Consider the following 13340-nt stretch of genomic DNA (forward strand, 5'->3'; position numbering starts at 1 on the left):
CACCATGTGGATGCCGTGGAGGTTTCACCGGTCCCACTGGGACACTCGGTAGGCCACAACGGTCCTGTACGTCGCAGTCGTGAGCGCGGTACTCGCGCTATCCGGGCGACGCCCTCAATGGGGAGGGGGGACCAGGCGCCCCCCGGGACGGGGGCGTCTTCGCGATGAGCCGACCCATGGAAGGTCTTGATCAGATGCAGGCCACCTCTGACTCCGCAATCCCGCACGCCGCCGAGAACCGTGTCATCGAGCCGCTCTACGCGGAGATCCTCCGCCGCAACCAGGGCGAGAAGGAATTCCACCAGGCGGTGCGGGAAGTTCTCGAAACGCTCGGCCCGGTGCTGGCCCAGCGGCCGGAGTTCGTGGACGCCCGGATCATCGAGCGCATATGCGAGCCGGAGCGCCAGCTCATCTTCCGGGTGCCGTGGTCGGACGACTCGGGCGACATCCACGTCAACCGCGGCTTCCGGGTCGAGTTCTCCAGCTCGCTCGGCCCGTACAAGGGCGGACTGCGCTTCCACCCCTCGGTCAACCTCGGCATCGTGAAGTTCCTCGGCTTCGAGCAGATCTTCAAGAACGCCCTCACCGGCATGCCCATCGGCGGCGGCAAGGGCGGCTCGGACTTCGACCCGAAGGGCCGCTCGGACGCCGAGATCATGCGGTTCTGCCAGTCGTTCATGACCGAGCTCCACCGCCACCTGGGCGAGTACACCGACGTCCCCGCCGGTGACATAGGCGTGGGCGGCCGCGAGATCGGCTACCTCTTCGGCCAGTACAAGCGGATCACCAACCGCTTCGAGTCCGGTGTCCTCACCGGAAAGGGCCTCGGCTGGGGCGGCGCCCTGGTACGTACGGAGGCGACCGGCTACGGCTGCGTCATGTTCACCGCCGAGATGCTCCGCAGCCGGGGCGAGTCCCTCGATGGCCAGCGCATCGCCGTCTCGGGCTCGGGCAACGTCGCGATCTACGCGATCGAGAAGGCCCAGCAGCTCGGCGCCACGGTCATCACCTGCTCCGACTCCGACGGCTACGTCGTGGACGAGAAGGGCATCGACCTCGCCCTGCTCAAGGAGATCAAGGAGGCCGGCCGCGGCCGCGTCTCCGAGTACGCGGAACGCCGCGACGGGGCCGTGTTCGTGCCCGGCGCCGGTGTCTGGGACGTCCCCTGCGACGTGGCCCTGCCCTGTGCCACGCAGAACGAACTCCACGAGGCCGACGCGCTGACCCTCGTACGCAACGGTGTGAAGGCGGTCGCCGAGGGCGCCAACATGCCCACCACCCCCGAGGCCGTCCGCGTCCTCCAGGAGGCCGGTGTGGCCTTCGCCCCCGGCAAGGCGGCCAACGCGGGCGGCGTCGCCACCAGCGCCCTGGAGATGCAGCAGAACGCCTCGCGCGACTCCTGGACGTTCGCCCACACCGAGCAGCGGCTCGCGGAGATCATGCGCCACATCCACGACTCCTGCTACACCACGGCGGAGCGCTACGGCTGCCCCGGCAACTACGTGGTCGGCGCCAACATCGCCGGCTTCGAGCTGGTCGCCGACGCGATGCTGGCCCAGGGCCTGATCTGATCGGCTTCCCGGCGTACTGACGCGGGCCCGGGACGCGGATGCGTTCCGGGCCCGCGGTCCGCACCCACCCGGCCGAGGTCATTGACCGGGTGGGTGGGTGCGGACCGTTCGGCACCTACTCTCGGGGCGCCGGCCCGCGCCGGAAGGTCTCCGCCAGGGCGGTGTTCGCCACCACCACGACGGCCATGACCACCGCCGCCACCGGGTGCCCCACCTGGTAAAGCCCGAACGCGCCGCCGCCGAGCACCACAGCCTTCACCACGAGCACGCCCGCGAGCGGCAGCCGGATCCGGGCGCGAGGCGCGGCGAACGTGCCCCACAGAACGATGGCGACCGCCGGCATCCCGATTCCCAGCAACAGGTGGACGGCCGGACCGTCACCGGTACTGAAGCCCCACCAGCACAGGAAGACCAGCGCCGCCAACTCCACCGCGAACGCCAGGACTTCGTTCGCGGCCCACCAGGGGCGCCCGGCCATCGACGGGATCGCCCCCTCATCCGCGTGCTGTTCGTCCTGCGCCGCGGCTCCGTCGGATTCCCCGGATGAGGTCACCCGTCGGCCGGTGCCACACCGATCGGGCAGGAGACGCCCGTGCCGCCGATGCCGCAGTAGCCCGCCGGGTTCTTGTCGAGGTACTGCTGGTGAGCTGCTTCCGCGGGCCAGAAGGTGACGCCGTCGGCGGGCAGGATCTCCGTGGTGATCTCGCCGTGGCCGGAGCCGGTGAGGACCTTCTGGTAGGCCTCGCGGGACGCCTGCACGGCTGCGGCCTGCTCGGGGGAGTGGGTGTAGATCGCCGAGCGGTACTGCGTACCCACGTCGTTGCCCTGGCGGAAGCCCTGGGTGGGGTCGTGGGACTCCCAGAAGAGCTTCAGCAGCTCGGGATACGTCACGATGCTGGGGTCGTACACGACGCGGACGGCTTCCGTGTGGCCGGTCAGGCCGGAGCAGACCTCCTCGTACGCGGGGTTCTCCGTGTAGCCGCCCTGGTAGCCGACGAGCGTCGTCCAGACGCCGTCCGTCTGCCAGAACTTGCGCTCGGCGCCCCAGAAACACCCCATCGCGAAGTCCGCGACCTCCAGACCCTCCGGGTACGGGCCCAGCAGGGCGTTGCCCAGGACCGTGTGGCGGGACGGAACGGTGAACTCCGGGACGGGTCGGCCGCGCAGGGCCTCCTGCGGAGTGGGGAGCTGCGGTGTACGGCGGTGCAGGAACATGCGGGGGCTCCTCATGGGTCGGCGTGCTGTCCATTCAACGCACCGGGACCGCCGTGGATTCCGCCGCCCCGGTTCAGCGGCGGGGCGTGCCGTTGTCGGACTCGGCGTCCTCGACGTAGGCGGCGGTCCGCTTGCGGGCCTTGAACCAGAAGTAGAGGCCGAGGCCGATCAGGATCAGGGGTATCAGTCGTGCCATGAGGAGTGCCGGTCCCATCGGTCGGTCGGTCCGTGCGTCGGTCGTTGTGGCACCCACAGTCGCACACCGGGGCCGGCGGGAGCAGGCCCCGGAGCAGGGTCCGCTATCGCGGCAGCGTCGCCGGGCTGCCGCCGTTCGCCTCGTAACCGGCGACCGCCAGGGCCCGGTAGACGGTGTACTCGGCCGCCGGGTCGGAGCTCTCCGTCCACGGCAGCGCGCCCACGTGCCCGTCGATGTGGACGAGCTGGTTCATCGCCTCCGACCAGCGCTCCATCCGGACCAGGAACAGCACCAGCAGATGGCGGACGTGGGCGAGCATCGGGTCGTCGGGGCGGGCCGAGTGCACCGCGAACAGGGCGCCCTCGACCGCCTTCGTCACCGCCTGGCTCCGGTAGAAGCCCCGCACCAGATTGACCTCGGGCAGGTGCTCGTACAGCGCGAAGAGCGGCAGCGCGGCCAGCAGCGACCCCTGCGGGGCGCGGGTGGCGGCCGCGGTGGCGAAGCGGTCGGCCTCCTCGCGGGAGCCGTGCCACTTCTCGCACCAGAAGTGCAGCGCCGCGATGTGCGCGCCCATGTGCGCGGGCGCCCGGTCGATGATCTTCGCCCAGAGCTGGTCGAACTCCTCGTGGGAGTAGCCGAGCCCGCGGGCCGCCGCCAGCTCCACCAGGTACGGCACGGGGTCGCCCGGTGCCAGCAGGGCCGCCTCGCCGACGACCGTACGGGCCTCCTCCAGGATGATCCGGAAGTCGTCCGTACCGGCGGTGGACGAACGCCAGGCCTGCTGGACCAGGAACTCGGCGTGCACGGCCGCGCCGCCGGCGTCCTTCGGGGACTCCGCCCGCCACTTGCGCAGCCAGCTCCCGCCGACGCCCGGCCGCTGCGCCAGCTCCAGCGAGGCGGCACCGGCGAACGCCTGCACCCGCTGCCACCGCACCTCGCCCTCCTTCGGCGTCCCGGACAGCAGCTGCGAGGCGGCCCGCCACTCCTGGGTGCCCTGGACGACATCGAGTACGTCCAGGAGGTCCTGGTCGGGGCCCGGCATCCGGATGTCCAGCTCCTCCTGGCGCGCGAAGCCGTAGGTGTCCGGGTCGGCGGCGTCGGGGGAACCGGGCGCCACCTGGCGGATACCGCCGCGACGCCGCAGCGCGAAGGGGCCGACCACCGCGGCGAGCATGCACAGCGCGAGCAGGAACCAGAGAATCTCCATGCCTCCATTGTCCCCGGACGGCCCCGGTGCTCCGTGAGGGCCCTCGTGACGAACTACGCTCTGGCCCCATGAGCGACCAGCACAGCTTCGAAACTCTCGCGATCCACGCGGGAAACACCGCCGACCCCCTCACCGGCGCTGTTGTTCCGCCCATTTATCAGGTTTCCACGTACAAGCAGGACGGCGTGGGCGGGCTGCGCGGCGGCTACGAGTACAGCCGCAGCGCCAACCCGACGCGCACCGCACTGGAGGAGAACCTGGCGGCCCTGGAGGGCGGCCGCCGCGGGCTCGCCTTCGCTTCCGGCCTGGCCGCCGAGGACTGCCTGCTCCGCACGCTGCTGACGCCCGGCGACCACGTGGTCATCCCGAACGACGCCTACGGCGGCACGTTCCGGCTGTTCGCGAAGGTCGCCTCGCGCTGGGGCGTGGAGTTCTCGGTCGCCGACACCTCGGACGTGGCGGCGGTCCGGGCCGCGGTCACCCCGCGCACCAAGGCGATCTGGGTGGAGACGCCCTCCAACCCGCTGCTCGGCATCACCGACATCGCGGCGATCGCCGGTGTCGCCCGTGCGGCGGGTGCGCGGCTGGTCGTCGACAACACCTTCGCCAGCCCCTACCTCCAGCAGCCCCTCGCCCTCGGCGCCGATGTGGTGGTGCACTCCACCACCAAGTACATGGGCGGTCACTCGGACGTCGTCGGCGGTGCGCTGATCGTCAACGACCCCGAGCTCTCGGACGAGCTGGCGTACCACCAGAACGCGATGGGTGCGGTGGCCGGGCCCTTCGACGCCTGGCTGGTGCTGCGCGGCATCAAGACCCTCGCCGTCCGGATGGACCGGCATTGCGAGAACGCCACCAAGGTCGTCGACCTGCTGACCCGGCACCCCAAGGTCACGCAGGTCCTCTACCCGGGGCTCCCCGAGCACCGGGGGCACGAGGTCGCGGCCAAGCAGATGAAGGCGTTCGGCGGCATGGTGTCCTTCCGGGTCGCGGGCGGCGAGGAGGCGGCGGTCGGGGTCTGCAACCGGGCCAAGCTCTTCACGCTCGGTGAGTCGCTCGGCGGCGTCGAGTCGCTGCTGGAGCACCCGGGCCGGATGACGCACGCCTCGGCGGCCGGATCGCCGCTGGAGGTCCCCGGCGACCTGGTCAGGCTCTCCGTCGGCATCGAGAACGGTGACGACCTGCTGGCCGACTTGACGCAGGCGCTCGGTTAAGGCCGTTCGTCCGGATCAGGCCGGATCCCGACACGAGGCCCAGATCCTGTTGCCGTAGTGCCGTAGTGCCGTAGTGCCGTAGCGCCGTAGCGCCGTAGCGCCGTTTTACCCGGTCGCCGGGCGGTGCGTGGGAGACCACGCCCGGCCCGGCGACCGTGCCGTTCTCAGACGGTGGCCTTCTCGTCGTCCAGCGATGCCCTGATCTGCTCCCGCAGTTCGGGACTGTCGGTGTGCTCATGGACGGAGACCGCGTGCTCGGCTGCGGCCCGGACCACTTCCTCCTCCTCGCCCGAGATGCTCAGCGAGCAGTTCATCGCGCTCGGATACTTGCGGCAGTCGACGGTCTTCCTGGTCATGGCAGCCTCCTCGGCACGTTTCACCTGGCGCATGACACTCCCTTCCAGGGTAGATCCGCCCGGACCGCACCACCTGTGCTTACCAGCCGTCCAGCGGCGGGGTCGTCTCGGCCGGAGACGACTGCCAGGGCTGGACCGAAACCGCCCACACCGTGAACGCCGCCAGCGCGGCGATCAGCACCAGCAGCCCCAGCACGCGCAGGGCCCGCCGCCGGCGCAGCAGCCGGCCGCCCCGCTCCGCCGCCCGCTCCGCCAGGTCGGCGGGCACCTGTGGATGCGGCCCCTCCAGCATCCGCCGGACCTCGTCCTCCCTGCGGCCCGTACCGCTCATGGCGCGGCCCCCAGCGGGCGGGCCGGCCGTCGCCGGGCGGTGGGCTCACGGGTGCCGCGCATCGTGGCCACCGAGCGGTTGAGGGTCGCGCGGATCCGTTCCGCGGGCAGTCCGAGCAGCGCCGCGGTCTGCTCCTCGGCGACACCTTCGTACAGCCGCAGTACCAGCACGAGCCGTTCCTGCGGGGTCAGCCGGTCCAACAGCCCACCGAGCGGCCGGTGATGGCGCCAGGCCTCCCGCGCGAACCGGGTGGCCAGATCCTGCCGGGTGCGGTTGTACGGATCCTCGCCGTGCAGCCGGTCCCAGTCCGCGTACGTACGGGCCAGAGCGGACGTCAGCAGCCGCTGTGCGCGCTCGTTGGTGCCCGGCGGCCGGACGGGTTCGGCGGTGAGCAGTGTGGCGGTGTGCAGCAGGCGGCCGGCCGCGCCCGCGACGAAGGTCTCGAACTCCCGGGCGCGGCGCCGCTGTCGACCCGCCTCGCGCTCTCGCACCCTGCTATCCGAGCGCGCCGCGGGCCCCGGGTCAAGGCCTGAGGCCCGCCCTGATCCGCCGGACAGGCGCTATCCGGGGGTCGGCGGCTGGTGCGAGCTCTGCCGTGCGGCCAGCGCCGCGTTGAAACGGGTGAGCAGCGCGCAGAACGTGTCCCGCTCCGCTTCGTCCCAGTCGCCCGTCACCTGAGACATCAACTCGCGCCGCGAGGCCCGGACCTCGTTCAGCCGGGCCTGCCCCCGCGGGGACAGCTGGAGCACGACGGCCCGGCCGTCCTCCGGGTGCGAGGTCCGCTTGACCAGGCCGGTGTCCACGAGCGGTGCGACCTGCCGGGTCACGGTCGAGGAGTCGATCCCCATCCCGGAGGCAAGCGCCTTGACGCCCATGGGGCCCTCCCGGTCCAGCCGGTTGAGCAGCAGATACGCGGCCCGGTCCATGGAATTGCGCACCTGGCCGACGCCGCCGAGGCGGGTTTGCTCGGCACGTCGGGCGAAGACCGCCACCTGGTGCTGCAGAGCGTCCAGCAGGTGGTCGGGAGCCGGATTCTCCGGGGTGGCGCCCCCGGAGGGAGACGCGGCAGTCGTCATGTCCTGAGGGGGCATGGCCGGGGGCTCTCTTCGTGCGGTGTCGGATGGGTGGGGGACAGAGTACGCGGCCCCGGGGCAACGCGTACCAGTGCTGCACAAACCTGCGGACATCGGCGCAGGACGGCCTCGCCCACGGCGGCCCCGACCCCTTTCAGCTGCAAGACTTGCGGTATGAACTTCCCGCCGCCCACCCCGTTTCCCCCGCTGATCCTCGATGACATCAAGGGGGCGCAGAAGATGCTCTCCGGCGTGTCCAGGGTCACCGCGATGGAGGGCAGCCGCCATCTGAGCGACCGCGTGGGCGCACCCGTCCAGTTCAAGTGCGAGAACCTGCAGCGGACCGGTTCGTTCAAACTGCGGGGCGCCTACGTACGGATCGCCGGACTGTCCCCGGTGGAACGGGCGGCCGGTGTGGTGGCCGCGAGCGCCGGAAACCATGCGCAGGGTGTAGCGCTCGCGTCTGCACTGCTCGGCGTACGGTCGACGGTCTTCATGCCCGTCGGGGCGCCGCTGCCGAAGGTGGCCGCGACCCGTGAGTACGGGGCGCGGGTGCGGCTGCACGGCCATGTCGTCGACGAGACGATGGCCGCGGCGCAGGAGTACGCGCACGAGACCGGTGCGGTCTTCATCCACCCCTTCGACCACCCGGACATCATCGCCGGGCAGGGCACGGTGGGCCTGGAGATCCTGGAGCAGTGCCCCGAGGTGCGCACCGTCGTCGTCGGGATCGGCGGCGGGGGGCTCGCCGCGGGGATCGCGGTGGCGGTGAAGGCGATCCGGCCCGATGTGCGGATCGTCGGCGTGCAGGCGGCGGGCGCGGCCGCCTACCCGCCCTCGCTGGCGGCCGGCCACCCGGTGTCGATCGGCTCGCTCCAGACGATGGCGGACGGCATCAAGGTGGGGCGGCCGGGCGACGTGCCGTTCGCCCTGATCCGGGATCTCGTCGACGAGGTCCGTACGGTCTCCGAGGACGAGCTGTCCAGCGCACTGCTGCTCTGCCTGGAGCGGGCGAAGATGGTCGTGGAGCCGGCCGGGGCGAGCCCGGTGGCCGCCCTGCTGAGCGACCCGAAGTCGTTCCGCGGGCCGGTGGTGGCGGTGCTCTCCGGCGGCAATGTGGACCCGCTGCTGATGCAGCGCATCCTGACCCACGGCATGTCGGCGGCGGGCCGCTATCTGAGCCTGCGGCTGCGGCTGACGGACCGCCCCGGCGCGCTGGCCACGATGCTGGCGGTGCTCTCGGTGGCCGATGCGAACGTCCTGGACGTGAGCCATGTGCGTACCGACCCCCGGCTCGGCCTCACCGAGGCCGAGGTGGAGCTGCACCTGGAGACGAAGGGCCCGGAGCACTGCGAGGAGGTCGCCGAGGCGCTGCGCGGGGCGGGCTACCTGGTGATGAACTGACCCACACGGTCTGACCCACACGGTCCGACCCGCGCGGCGCGGTCCACGCGCCGCGGCCCACTCGGCCCGGCCAACCCGGCCAGTCACCTCGGCCGTCCCGTTCCGCCGGCCCGCGCGTCGCACCCACCTTGTGTATCGCGATGTATCGCGTTATCGTGCCAGCGCCCGGCTCGGGGTCGACCGCGTATGCGTGTCGTGCGTTTCTCGGGCGAGGCAAGACGGGCAGGTCCAGGATCTGTGAGGAAGCAATCCAACCGCACTGGGGGAACCGCATATGCCAGGCGCCATCCACGCCGAAGGTCTGGTGAAGACCTTCGGCGACGTACGAGCACTCGGCGGTGTCGATCTCGACGTGCCGGCAGGCACCGTCCTCGGACTTCTCGGCCCCAACGGTGCCGGCAAGACGACCGCTGTGCGCGTCCTGACGACGCTGCTCATGCCCGACAGCGGCAGCGCCTTCGTCGCGGGCATCGACGTACTGAAGAAGCCCAACGAGGTGCGGCGCTCGATCGGGCTCTCCGGCCAGTTCGCCGCCGTCGACGAATACCTGACCGGCCGCGAGAACCTGCAGATGGTCGGCCAGCTCTACCAGATGAGCCGGCGCGACGCGAAGGCCCGGGCGGGGGAGCTGCTGGAGCGCTTCCACCTCGCCGACGCCGCCGACCGTCCCGCCAAGACGTACTCCGGTGGCATGCGCCGCCGTCTCGACCTGGCGGCGGCGCTCGTCGTCTCCCCGCCGGTCATGTTCATGGACGAGCCGACCACCGGCCTCGACCCGCGCAACCGGCAGCAGCTCTGGGAGGTCATCGAGGAGCTCGTCGCCGGCGGTACGACGCTGCTGCTGACCACGCAGTACCTGGAGGAGGCCGACCGTCTCGCGCACGACATCTGTGTGATCGATCACGGTCTCGTCATCGCCCGCGGCACCTCCGACCAGCTCAAGGCCCGCACCGGCGGCGAGCGCGTCGAGGTCGTCGTCCACCAGCCCGACCAGATCGAACCGGCCCGCACCGCCCTCGGCCACCTGGGCAAGGGCGAGGTCGCGGTCGTCCCGCACATGCGCAAACTGACCGTCCCCGTCGACGGTGGAGCCAAGCTCCTCGCCGAGATCATCCGCGAGCTCGACACCCGCGGAGTGGAGATCGACGACATCGGGCTGCGCCGCCCCACCCTGGACGACGTGTTCATCTCCCTCACCGGCCACGCCGCCGAACAGCAGAAGAACGACGACGAGAACGGGACGGCCGCGCAGCCCGCCGCGGCCCGGACGGAGGCAGAGAAGTGAGCGTTCTCACCGAGACGGCCGCGGCTCCCGTCGCGCGCTCCGGCGGCGGCATCGGCCAGTCCGTACGCGACTCGCTGGTCATCGCCCGGCGGAACCTGATCCGGATGACCCGGATCCCCGAGATGGTCATCTTCGGGCTGATCCAGCCCATCATGTTCGTGGTGCTGTTCACCTACGTCTTCGGCGGCTCCATCAAGGTCGGCGGCACCATCTCGCCCCAGGCCTACCGCGAGTTCCTGATGGCCGGCATCTTCGCCCAGACCGTCACCTTCGCCACCGCGGGCGCCGGTGCGGGCATCGCCGACGACATGCACAAGGGGCTGATCGACCGCTTCAGGTCACTGCCCATGTCCCGGGGGGCCGTCCTGACCGGGCGCACCCTCGCCGACCTCGTGCAGACCGCCCTCACGCTCGTCGTACTCGCGGGCGTCGCGCTCATCGTCGGCTGGCGGGTCCACGAGAACATCGCCAAGGTGCTGTTCGGCTTCGTGCTGCTGCTCCTGCTCGGTTACGCGTTCTCCTGGATCGGCGCCCTGATCGGCCTCACGGTCCGCACGCCGGAGGCGGCGACGTCCGGCGGGCTGATCTGGCTCTTCCCGCTGACGTTCATCTCGAACGCCTTCGTCGACGCCAACCAGATGCCGACGTTCCTGCGCCACATCGCCGAGTGGAATCCGTTCAGCGCCACCGTGCAGGCCTGCCGGGTGCTCTTCGGCAACCTGCCGGAGGGCTTCGTGACCCCGGATGCCTGGCCCATGCAGCACCCGATCATCGCCTCGATCCTGTGGTCCGTGCTGATCCTGGTGGTCTTCCGGACCCTGGCGGTGCGCAAGTACCGCTCGGCCGCGGTCTGACCCACATGCGAAAGGAGCCTCCCGCTCATCCGGCGGGAGGCTCCTTTCGCTGTGTGCGGATCAGCCGGTGTACGGCTTCGCCGAAAGGATCTTCACCGTCGCGGTCTTGCCGTTCGGCAGCTCGTACTCCGCGGTCTCACCCATCTTCTTGCCGTTCACGCCCACGCCGAGCGGGGACTGCGGGGAGTACGTCTCGATGTTCGCGCTCGCGTACTCACGGGAGGCCAGGAGGAAGGTCGTCGTGTCGTCGTCATCGCCGTCGAAGGCGATCGTCACGACCATGCCGGGCTCGACCACGCCGTCGTCGGCCGGCGGCTCGCCGACCTTCGCGTGCTCCAGGAGCTGGGTCAGCTGGCGCACCCGGAGCTCCATCTTGCCCTGCTCCTCCTTGGCCGCGTGGTACCCGCCGTTCTCGCGCAGGTCCCCCTCCTCACGGGCCGCCGCGATCTTTACGGCGATCTCCGTGCGCGCGGGACCAGACAGGTGCTCCAGCTCGGCCTTGAGCTGGTTGTACGCCTCCTGCGTGAGCCAGGTGACGTTTTCGCTGGTCTGGGTCACAGGGTGCTCCTCGTCGGTACTGGGAATACAAAGCATCGCCCTACCCCGAAGCATGCGCTTCCACGGGTGGGCGAAACCACGAGCCTAACAATTCCCCAGGAAAAGGGGGAGAAGGTAAACGACTGCGCCTATCGAACCGCAGGTCAGCGCCGCCAAAGGTCGTTCAGGACCTGCGTGCGGCGGTCAACGCGACGCCCCGTCGTCGTCCGTGCAGCCCAGCAGTTCGACGCTGGTCGCCCTGGACGTCGTACGCAGCGAGAGGACGCGGTCGATCCGGTCGGTGTCGTCGTCGAAACGGAAGTCCTTGCGGGCGACGTCGGTGCCGTCCTCGCGCTGCGAGCGGATCGTGCAGTAGCCCTTGGCGTCCCGGTCCTTGCGGACCTCCAGGTGCACCTCGACCCGGTCGTCCGAGACGACCTTGAACTTGATCACCTCGGCACTGACGCCCTTGCCCGCGACGTAGTCGTAACCGATCCAGCCGATCACGCCGAGCAGGGCGACACCGAGCACCGAGCCGATGATCTTGAGTTTGCGGTCCGCGCGCTGGTCCGCGGAGCGGCCGTAGCGGTTCTCGGAGGGCGCTTCGCGCACCGCAGCCATGATCGTTCCTCCCGTACCGGGGATCGAGGAATTTTCCGTCCCCCGGTTCGGTCACTATAGAAGCCTCCACCCGCGACCCGACCGCCACCCCACACCGACGTCCCTGCGGGACGGCACACCGATGGCGACCAATCACTGAGGATCGAGTCTTGACTGAGCAGCTTCGACTGATGGCCGTGCACGCCCACCCCGACGACGAGTCGAGCAAGGGCGCGGCCACCATGGCCAAGTACGTGTCCGAGGGGGTGGACGTGCTGGTCGTGACCTGCACGGGCGGAGAGCGCGGCTCCATCCTCAATCCGAAACTCCAGGGCGACGCGTACATCGAGGAGAACATCCACGAGGTGCGCAAGAAGGAGATGGACGAGGCCCGGGAGATCCTGGGCGTCAAGCAGGAGTGGCTCGGCTTCGTCGACTCCGGGCTGCCCGAGGGCGACCCGCTGCCGCCGCTGCCCGAGGGCTGCTTCGCGCTGGAGGACGAGGAGACGGCGGCGGGGCGACTCGTCGCGAAGATCCGCGCGTTCCGGCCGCAGGTCATCACCACGTACGACGAGAACGGGGGCTACCCGCACCCCGACCACATCATGACCCACACGGTCTCGATGATCGCCTTCGAGGGCGCGGCGGACGCAGAGCGCTTCCCCGAGGCGGAGTTCGGTCCGGTCTGGGCGCCGCAGAAGCTCTACTACAACCAGGGCTTCAACAAGCCGCGCACGGTCGCCCTGCACGAGGCGCTGCTGGCCCGCGGCCTGGAGTCCCCGTACGCGGACTGGCTGGAGCGCTGGAAGGAGTTCGAGCGCGCCGAACGCACGCTGACCACGCATGTTCCGTGCGCGGACTTCTTCGAGATCCGCGACAAGGCGCTGATCGCGCACGCGACGCAGATCGATCCGGACGGCGGCTGGTTCCGGGTCCCGATGGACATCCAGCAGGAGGTCTGGCCGACCGAGGAGTACGAGCTGGCGAAGTCCCTCGTCGATACCTCCCTCCCCGAGAGCGACCTCTTCGCGGGCATCCGCGACAATGCCTGATATGTACGCGACTCAGGCACTGACGCACCTCGTCCCGCTCGCCGAGGAACTGGACAAGAACAAGGTGACCCCCGGGGTCCTCGGCTTCATCGTCTTCGCCGCACTCGCCGTCGGCGTGTGGCTGCTGATGAAGTCGATGAACCGGCACATGGGGAGGGTGGACTTCGAAGAGGCGCCGGAGACGCCGGAGGCGTCCGGCGATGCGGAGGGTGTGGGGGCCGGGGCCGGGGCCGGGGCCTCGGGGTCCGCGGGGTCCGCGAAGCGGATGTAGTGGGGGGCGGGGCGGCACCGGGGTCCGGTGACCGCTCCGCCCTCGAACGCCGGGCGGGCTCGGGGTGTCCTCAAGCGCCGGACGGGCTTGAAAGATGCCCTCAAGCGCCGGGCGGGCTTGATGTCGCCGGGCCGGTTGGGTTGGCCGGTCGGCGTGGGTGGCTGGCGTTTGAGG

17 protein-coding genes are annotated in these 13340 nt (G+C 70.5%); 7 read left to right on the plus strand and 10 right to left on the minus strand.

Going from position 1 to position 13340, the window contains the following annotated elements; genetic code table 11:
* Positions 1–194: 194 nt before the first annotated feature.
* Positions 195–1571 carry an NADP-specific glutamate dehydrogenase gene (gene gdhA, locus FHX80_RS19035; protein WP_145765277.1) on the plus strand — a complete coding sequence of 459 codons (1377 nt, stop codon included), beginning with the start codon at positions 195–197 and terminating at the stop codon, positions 1569–1571.
* A 115-nt stretch (positions 1572–1686) separates the two neighbouring features.
* On the opposite strand, the gene FHX80_RS19040 is transcribed toward gdhA, so the two are convergent.
* The 4 genes from FHX80_RS19040 to FHX80_RS19050 all read right to left on the minus strand — a co-directional run bounded on the left by FHX80_RS19040 (position 1687) and on the right by FHX80_RS19050 (position 4189).
* Entirely contained in the window at positions 1687–2049 is a 363-nt protein-coding gene (locus FHX80_RS19040) for a YrdB family protein (RefSeq protein WP_145767380.1), read from the minus strand.
* A 71-nt stretch (positions 2050–2120) separates the two neighbouring features.
* Positions 2121–2786 carry a peptide-methionine (S)-S-oxide reductase MsrA gene (gene msrA / locus FHX80_RS19045; RefSeq protein ID WP_145765278.1) on the minus strand — a complete coding sequence of 222 codons (666 nt, stop codon included), beginning with the start codon at positions 2784–2786 and terminating at the stop codon, positions 2121–2123.
* A gap of 73 nt (positions 2787–2859) precedes the next feature.
* Positions 2860–2982 (minus strand): hypothetical protein, encoded by a 123-nt coding sequence (locus FHX80_RS36410; RefSeq protein ID WP_280118752.1) that lies wholly within the window; start codon positions 2980–2982, stop codon positions 2860–2862.
* Positions 2983–3085: 103 nt separating this feature from the next.
* Complete coding sequence (locus FHX80_RS19050; protein ID WP_145765279.1) at positions 3086–4189, minus strand: hypothetical protein; 1104 nt, start codon at positions 4187–4189, stop codon at positions 3086–3088.
* A gap of 68 nt (positions 4190–4257) precedes the next feature.
* Here FHX80_RS19050 and FHX80_RS19055 point away from each other — a divergent pair, with 68 nt between their 5' ends.
* Complete coding sequence (locus FHX80_RS19055; RefSeq protein WP_145765280.1) at positions 4258–5403, plus strand: cystathionine gamma-synthase; 1146 nt, start codon at positions 4258–4260, stop codon at positions 5401–5403.
* A gap of 164 nt (positions 5404–5567) precedes the next feature.
* On the opposite strand, the gene FHX80_RS19060 is transcribed toward FHX80_RS19055, so the two are convergent.
* The 4 genes from FHX80_RS19060 to FHX80_RS19075 form a co-directional block, all read right to left on the minus strand.
* Positions 5568–5759 (minus strand): DUF1059 domain-containing protein, encoded by a 192-nt coding sequence (locus FHX80_RS19060; RefSeq protein ID WP_145765281.1) that lies wholly within the window; start codon positions 5757–5759, stop codon positions 5568–5570.
* 79 nt (positions 5760–5838) lie between these two features.
* Positions 5839–6090 (minus strand): hypothetical protein, encoded by a 252-nt coding sequence (locus FHX80_RS19065; protein WP_145765282.1) that lies wholly within the window; start codon positions 6088–6090, stop codon positions 5839–5841.
* A complete protein-coding gene (locus FHX80_RS19070) occupies positions 6087–6581 on the minus strand; it encodes a sigma factor-like helix-turn-helix DNA-binding protein (RefSeq protein WP_145765283.1) in 495 nt (164 codons plus the stop codon). The genes FHX80_RS19065 and FHX80_RS19070 overlap by 4 nt, the downstream gene beginning before the upstream one ends.
* Positions 6582–6650: 69 nt before the next feature.
* On the minus strand, positions 6651–7181 hold the full coding sequence (locus FHX80_RS19075) for a MarR family winged helix-turn-helix transcriptional regulator (RefSeq protein WP_145765284.1): 531 nt from the start codon (positions 7179–7181) through the stop codon (positions 6651–6653).
* A gap of 156 nt (positions 7182–7337) precedes the next feature.
* On the opposite strand from FHX80_RS19075, the gene ilvA reads away from it, so the two are divergent.
* The 3 genes from ilvA (at position 7338) to FHX80_RS19090 (ending at position 10706) form a co-directional block, all read left to right on the plus strand.
* Positions 7338–8567 (plus strand): threonine ammonia-lyase, encoded by a 1230-nt coding sequence (gene ilvA, locus FHX80_RS19080; RefSeq protein ID WP_145765285.1) that lies wholly within the window; start codon positions 7338–7340, stop codon positions 8565–8567.
* Between the two features lie 274 nt (positions 8568–8841).
* Complete coding sequence (locus FHX80_RS19085) at positions 8842–9852, plus strand: ATP-binding cassette domain-containing protein (RefSeq protein ID WP_145765286.1); 1011 nt, start codon at positions 8842–8844, stop codon at positions 9850–9852.
* On the plus strand, positions 9849–10706 hold the full coding sequence (locus tag FHX80_RS19090) for an ABC transporter permease (protein ID WP_145765287.1): 858 nt from the start codon (positions 9849–9851) through the stop codon (positions 10704–10706). Before FHX80_RS19085 ends, FHX80_RS19090 begins: the two co-directional genes overlap by 4 nt.
* 60 nt (positions 10707–10766) lie before the next feature.
* Here FHX80_RS19090 and greA read toward each other — a convergent pair whose 3' ends face one another.
* Together greA and FHX80_RS19100 are read right to left on the minus strand one after the other, a co-directional pair.
* Positions 10767–11264, minus strand: coding sequence for a transcription elongation factor GreA (gene greA / locus FHX80_RS19095; RefSeq protein ID WP_145765288.1), 498 nt, complete (start codon positions 11262–11264; stop codon positions 10767–10769).
* A gap of 183 nt (positions 11265–11447) precedes the next feature.
* Entirely contained in the window at positions 11448–11864 is a 417-nt protein-coding gene (locus tag FHX80_RS19100; RefSeq protein ID WP_145765289.1) for a DUF4307 domain-containing protein, read from the minus strand.
* A 149-nt stretch (positions 11865–12013) separates the two neighbouring features.
* Between FHX80_RS19100 and mca the strand changes: the two genes are divergently transcribed.
* Together mca and FHX80_RS19110 are read left to right on the plus strand one after the other, a co-directional pair.
* Complete coding sequence (gene mca, locus FHX80_RS19105) at positions 12014–12895, plus strand: mycothiol conjugate amidase Mca (protein WP_145765290.1); 882 nt, start codon at positions 12014–12016, stop codon at positions 12893–12895.
* A gap of 1 nt (position 12896) precedes the next feature.
* Entirely contained in the window at positions 12897–13166 is a 270-nt protein-coding gene (locus FHX80_RS19110; RefSeq protein WP_145765291.1) for a hypothetical protein, read from the plus strand.
* The last annotated feature ends 174 nt before the right edge of the window (positions 13167–13340 follow it).

This window comes from Streptomyces brevispora (assembly GCF_007829885.1).
GTDB lineage: Bacteria > Actinomycetota > Actinomycetes > Streptomycetales > Streptomycetaceae > Streptomyces > Streptomyces brevispora.

What these genes read in the sequence shown, in the direction of transcription:
- gdhA (WP_145765277.1), top strand. Translation starts at nt 195, where the DNA reads ATGCAGGCCACCTCTGACTCCGCAATCCCGCACGCCGCCGAGAACCGT.
- FHX80_RS19040 (WP_145767380.1), bottom strand. Translation starts at nt 2,049, where the DNA reads ATGGCCGGGCGCCCCTGGTGGGCCGCGAACGAAGTCCTGGCGTTCGCG.
- msrA (WP_145765278.1), bottom strand. Translation starts at nt 2,786, where the DNA reads ATGTTCCTGCACCGCCGTACACCGCAGCTCCCCACTCCGCAGGAGGCC.
- FHX80_RS36410 (WP_280118752.1), bottom strand. Translation starts at nt 2,982, where the DNA reads ATGGCACGACTGATACCCCTGATCCTGATCGGCCTCGGCCTCTACTTC.
- FHX80_RS19050 (WP_145765279.1), bottom strand. Translation starts at nt 4,189, where the DNA reads ATGGAGATTCTCTGGTTCCTGCTCGCGCTGTGCATGCTCGCCGCGGTG.
- FHX80_RS19055 (WP_145765280.1), top strand. Translation starts at nt 4,258, where the DNA reads ATGAGCGACCAGCACAGCTTCGAAACTCTCGCGATCCACGCGGGAAAC.
- FHX80_RS19060 (WP_145765281.1), bottom strand. Translation starts at nt 5,759, where the DNA reads ATGACCAGGAAGACCGTCGACTGCCGCAAGTATCCGAGCGCGATGAAC.
- FHX80_RS19065 (WP_145765282.1), bottom strand. Translation starts at nt 6,090, where the DNA reads ATGAGCGGTACGGGCCGCAGGGAGGACGAGGTCCGGCGGATGCTGGAG.
- FHX80_RS19075 (WP_145765284.1), bottom strand. Translation starts at nt 7,181, where the DNA reads ATGCCCCCTCAGGACATGACGACTGCCGCGTCTCCCTCCGGGGGCGCC.
- ilvA (WP_145765285.1), top strand. Translation starts at nt 7,338, where the DNA reads ATGAACTTCCCGCCGCCCACCCCGTTTCCCCCGCTGATCCTCGATGAC.
- FHX80_RS19085 (WP_145765286.1), top strand. Translation starts at nt 8,842, where the DNA reads ATGCCAGGCGCCATCCACGCCGAAGGTCTGGTGAAGACCTTCGGCGAC.
- FHX80_RS19100 (WP_145765289.1), bottom strand. Translation starts at nt 11,864, where the DNA reads ATGGCTGCGGTGCGCGAAGCGCCCTCCGAGAACCGCTACGGCCGCTCC.
- FHX80_RS19110 (WP_145765291.1), top strand. Translation starts at nt 12,897, where the DNA reads ATGTACGCGACTCAGGCACTGACGCACCTCGTCCCGCTCGCCGAGGAA.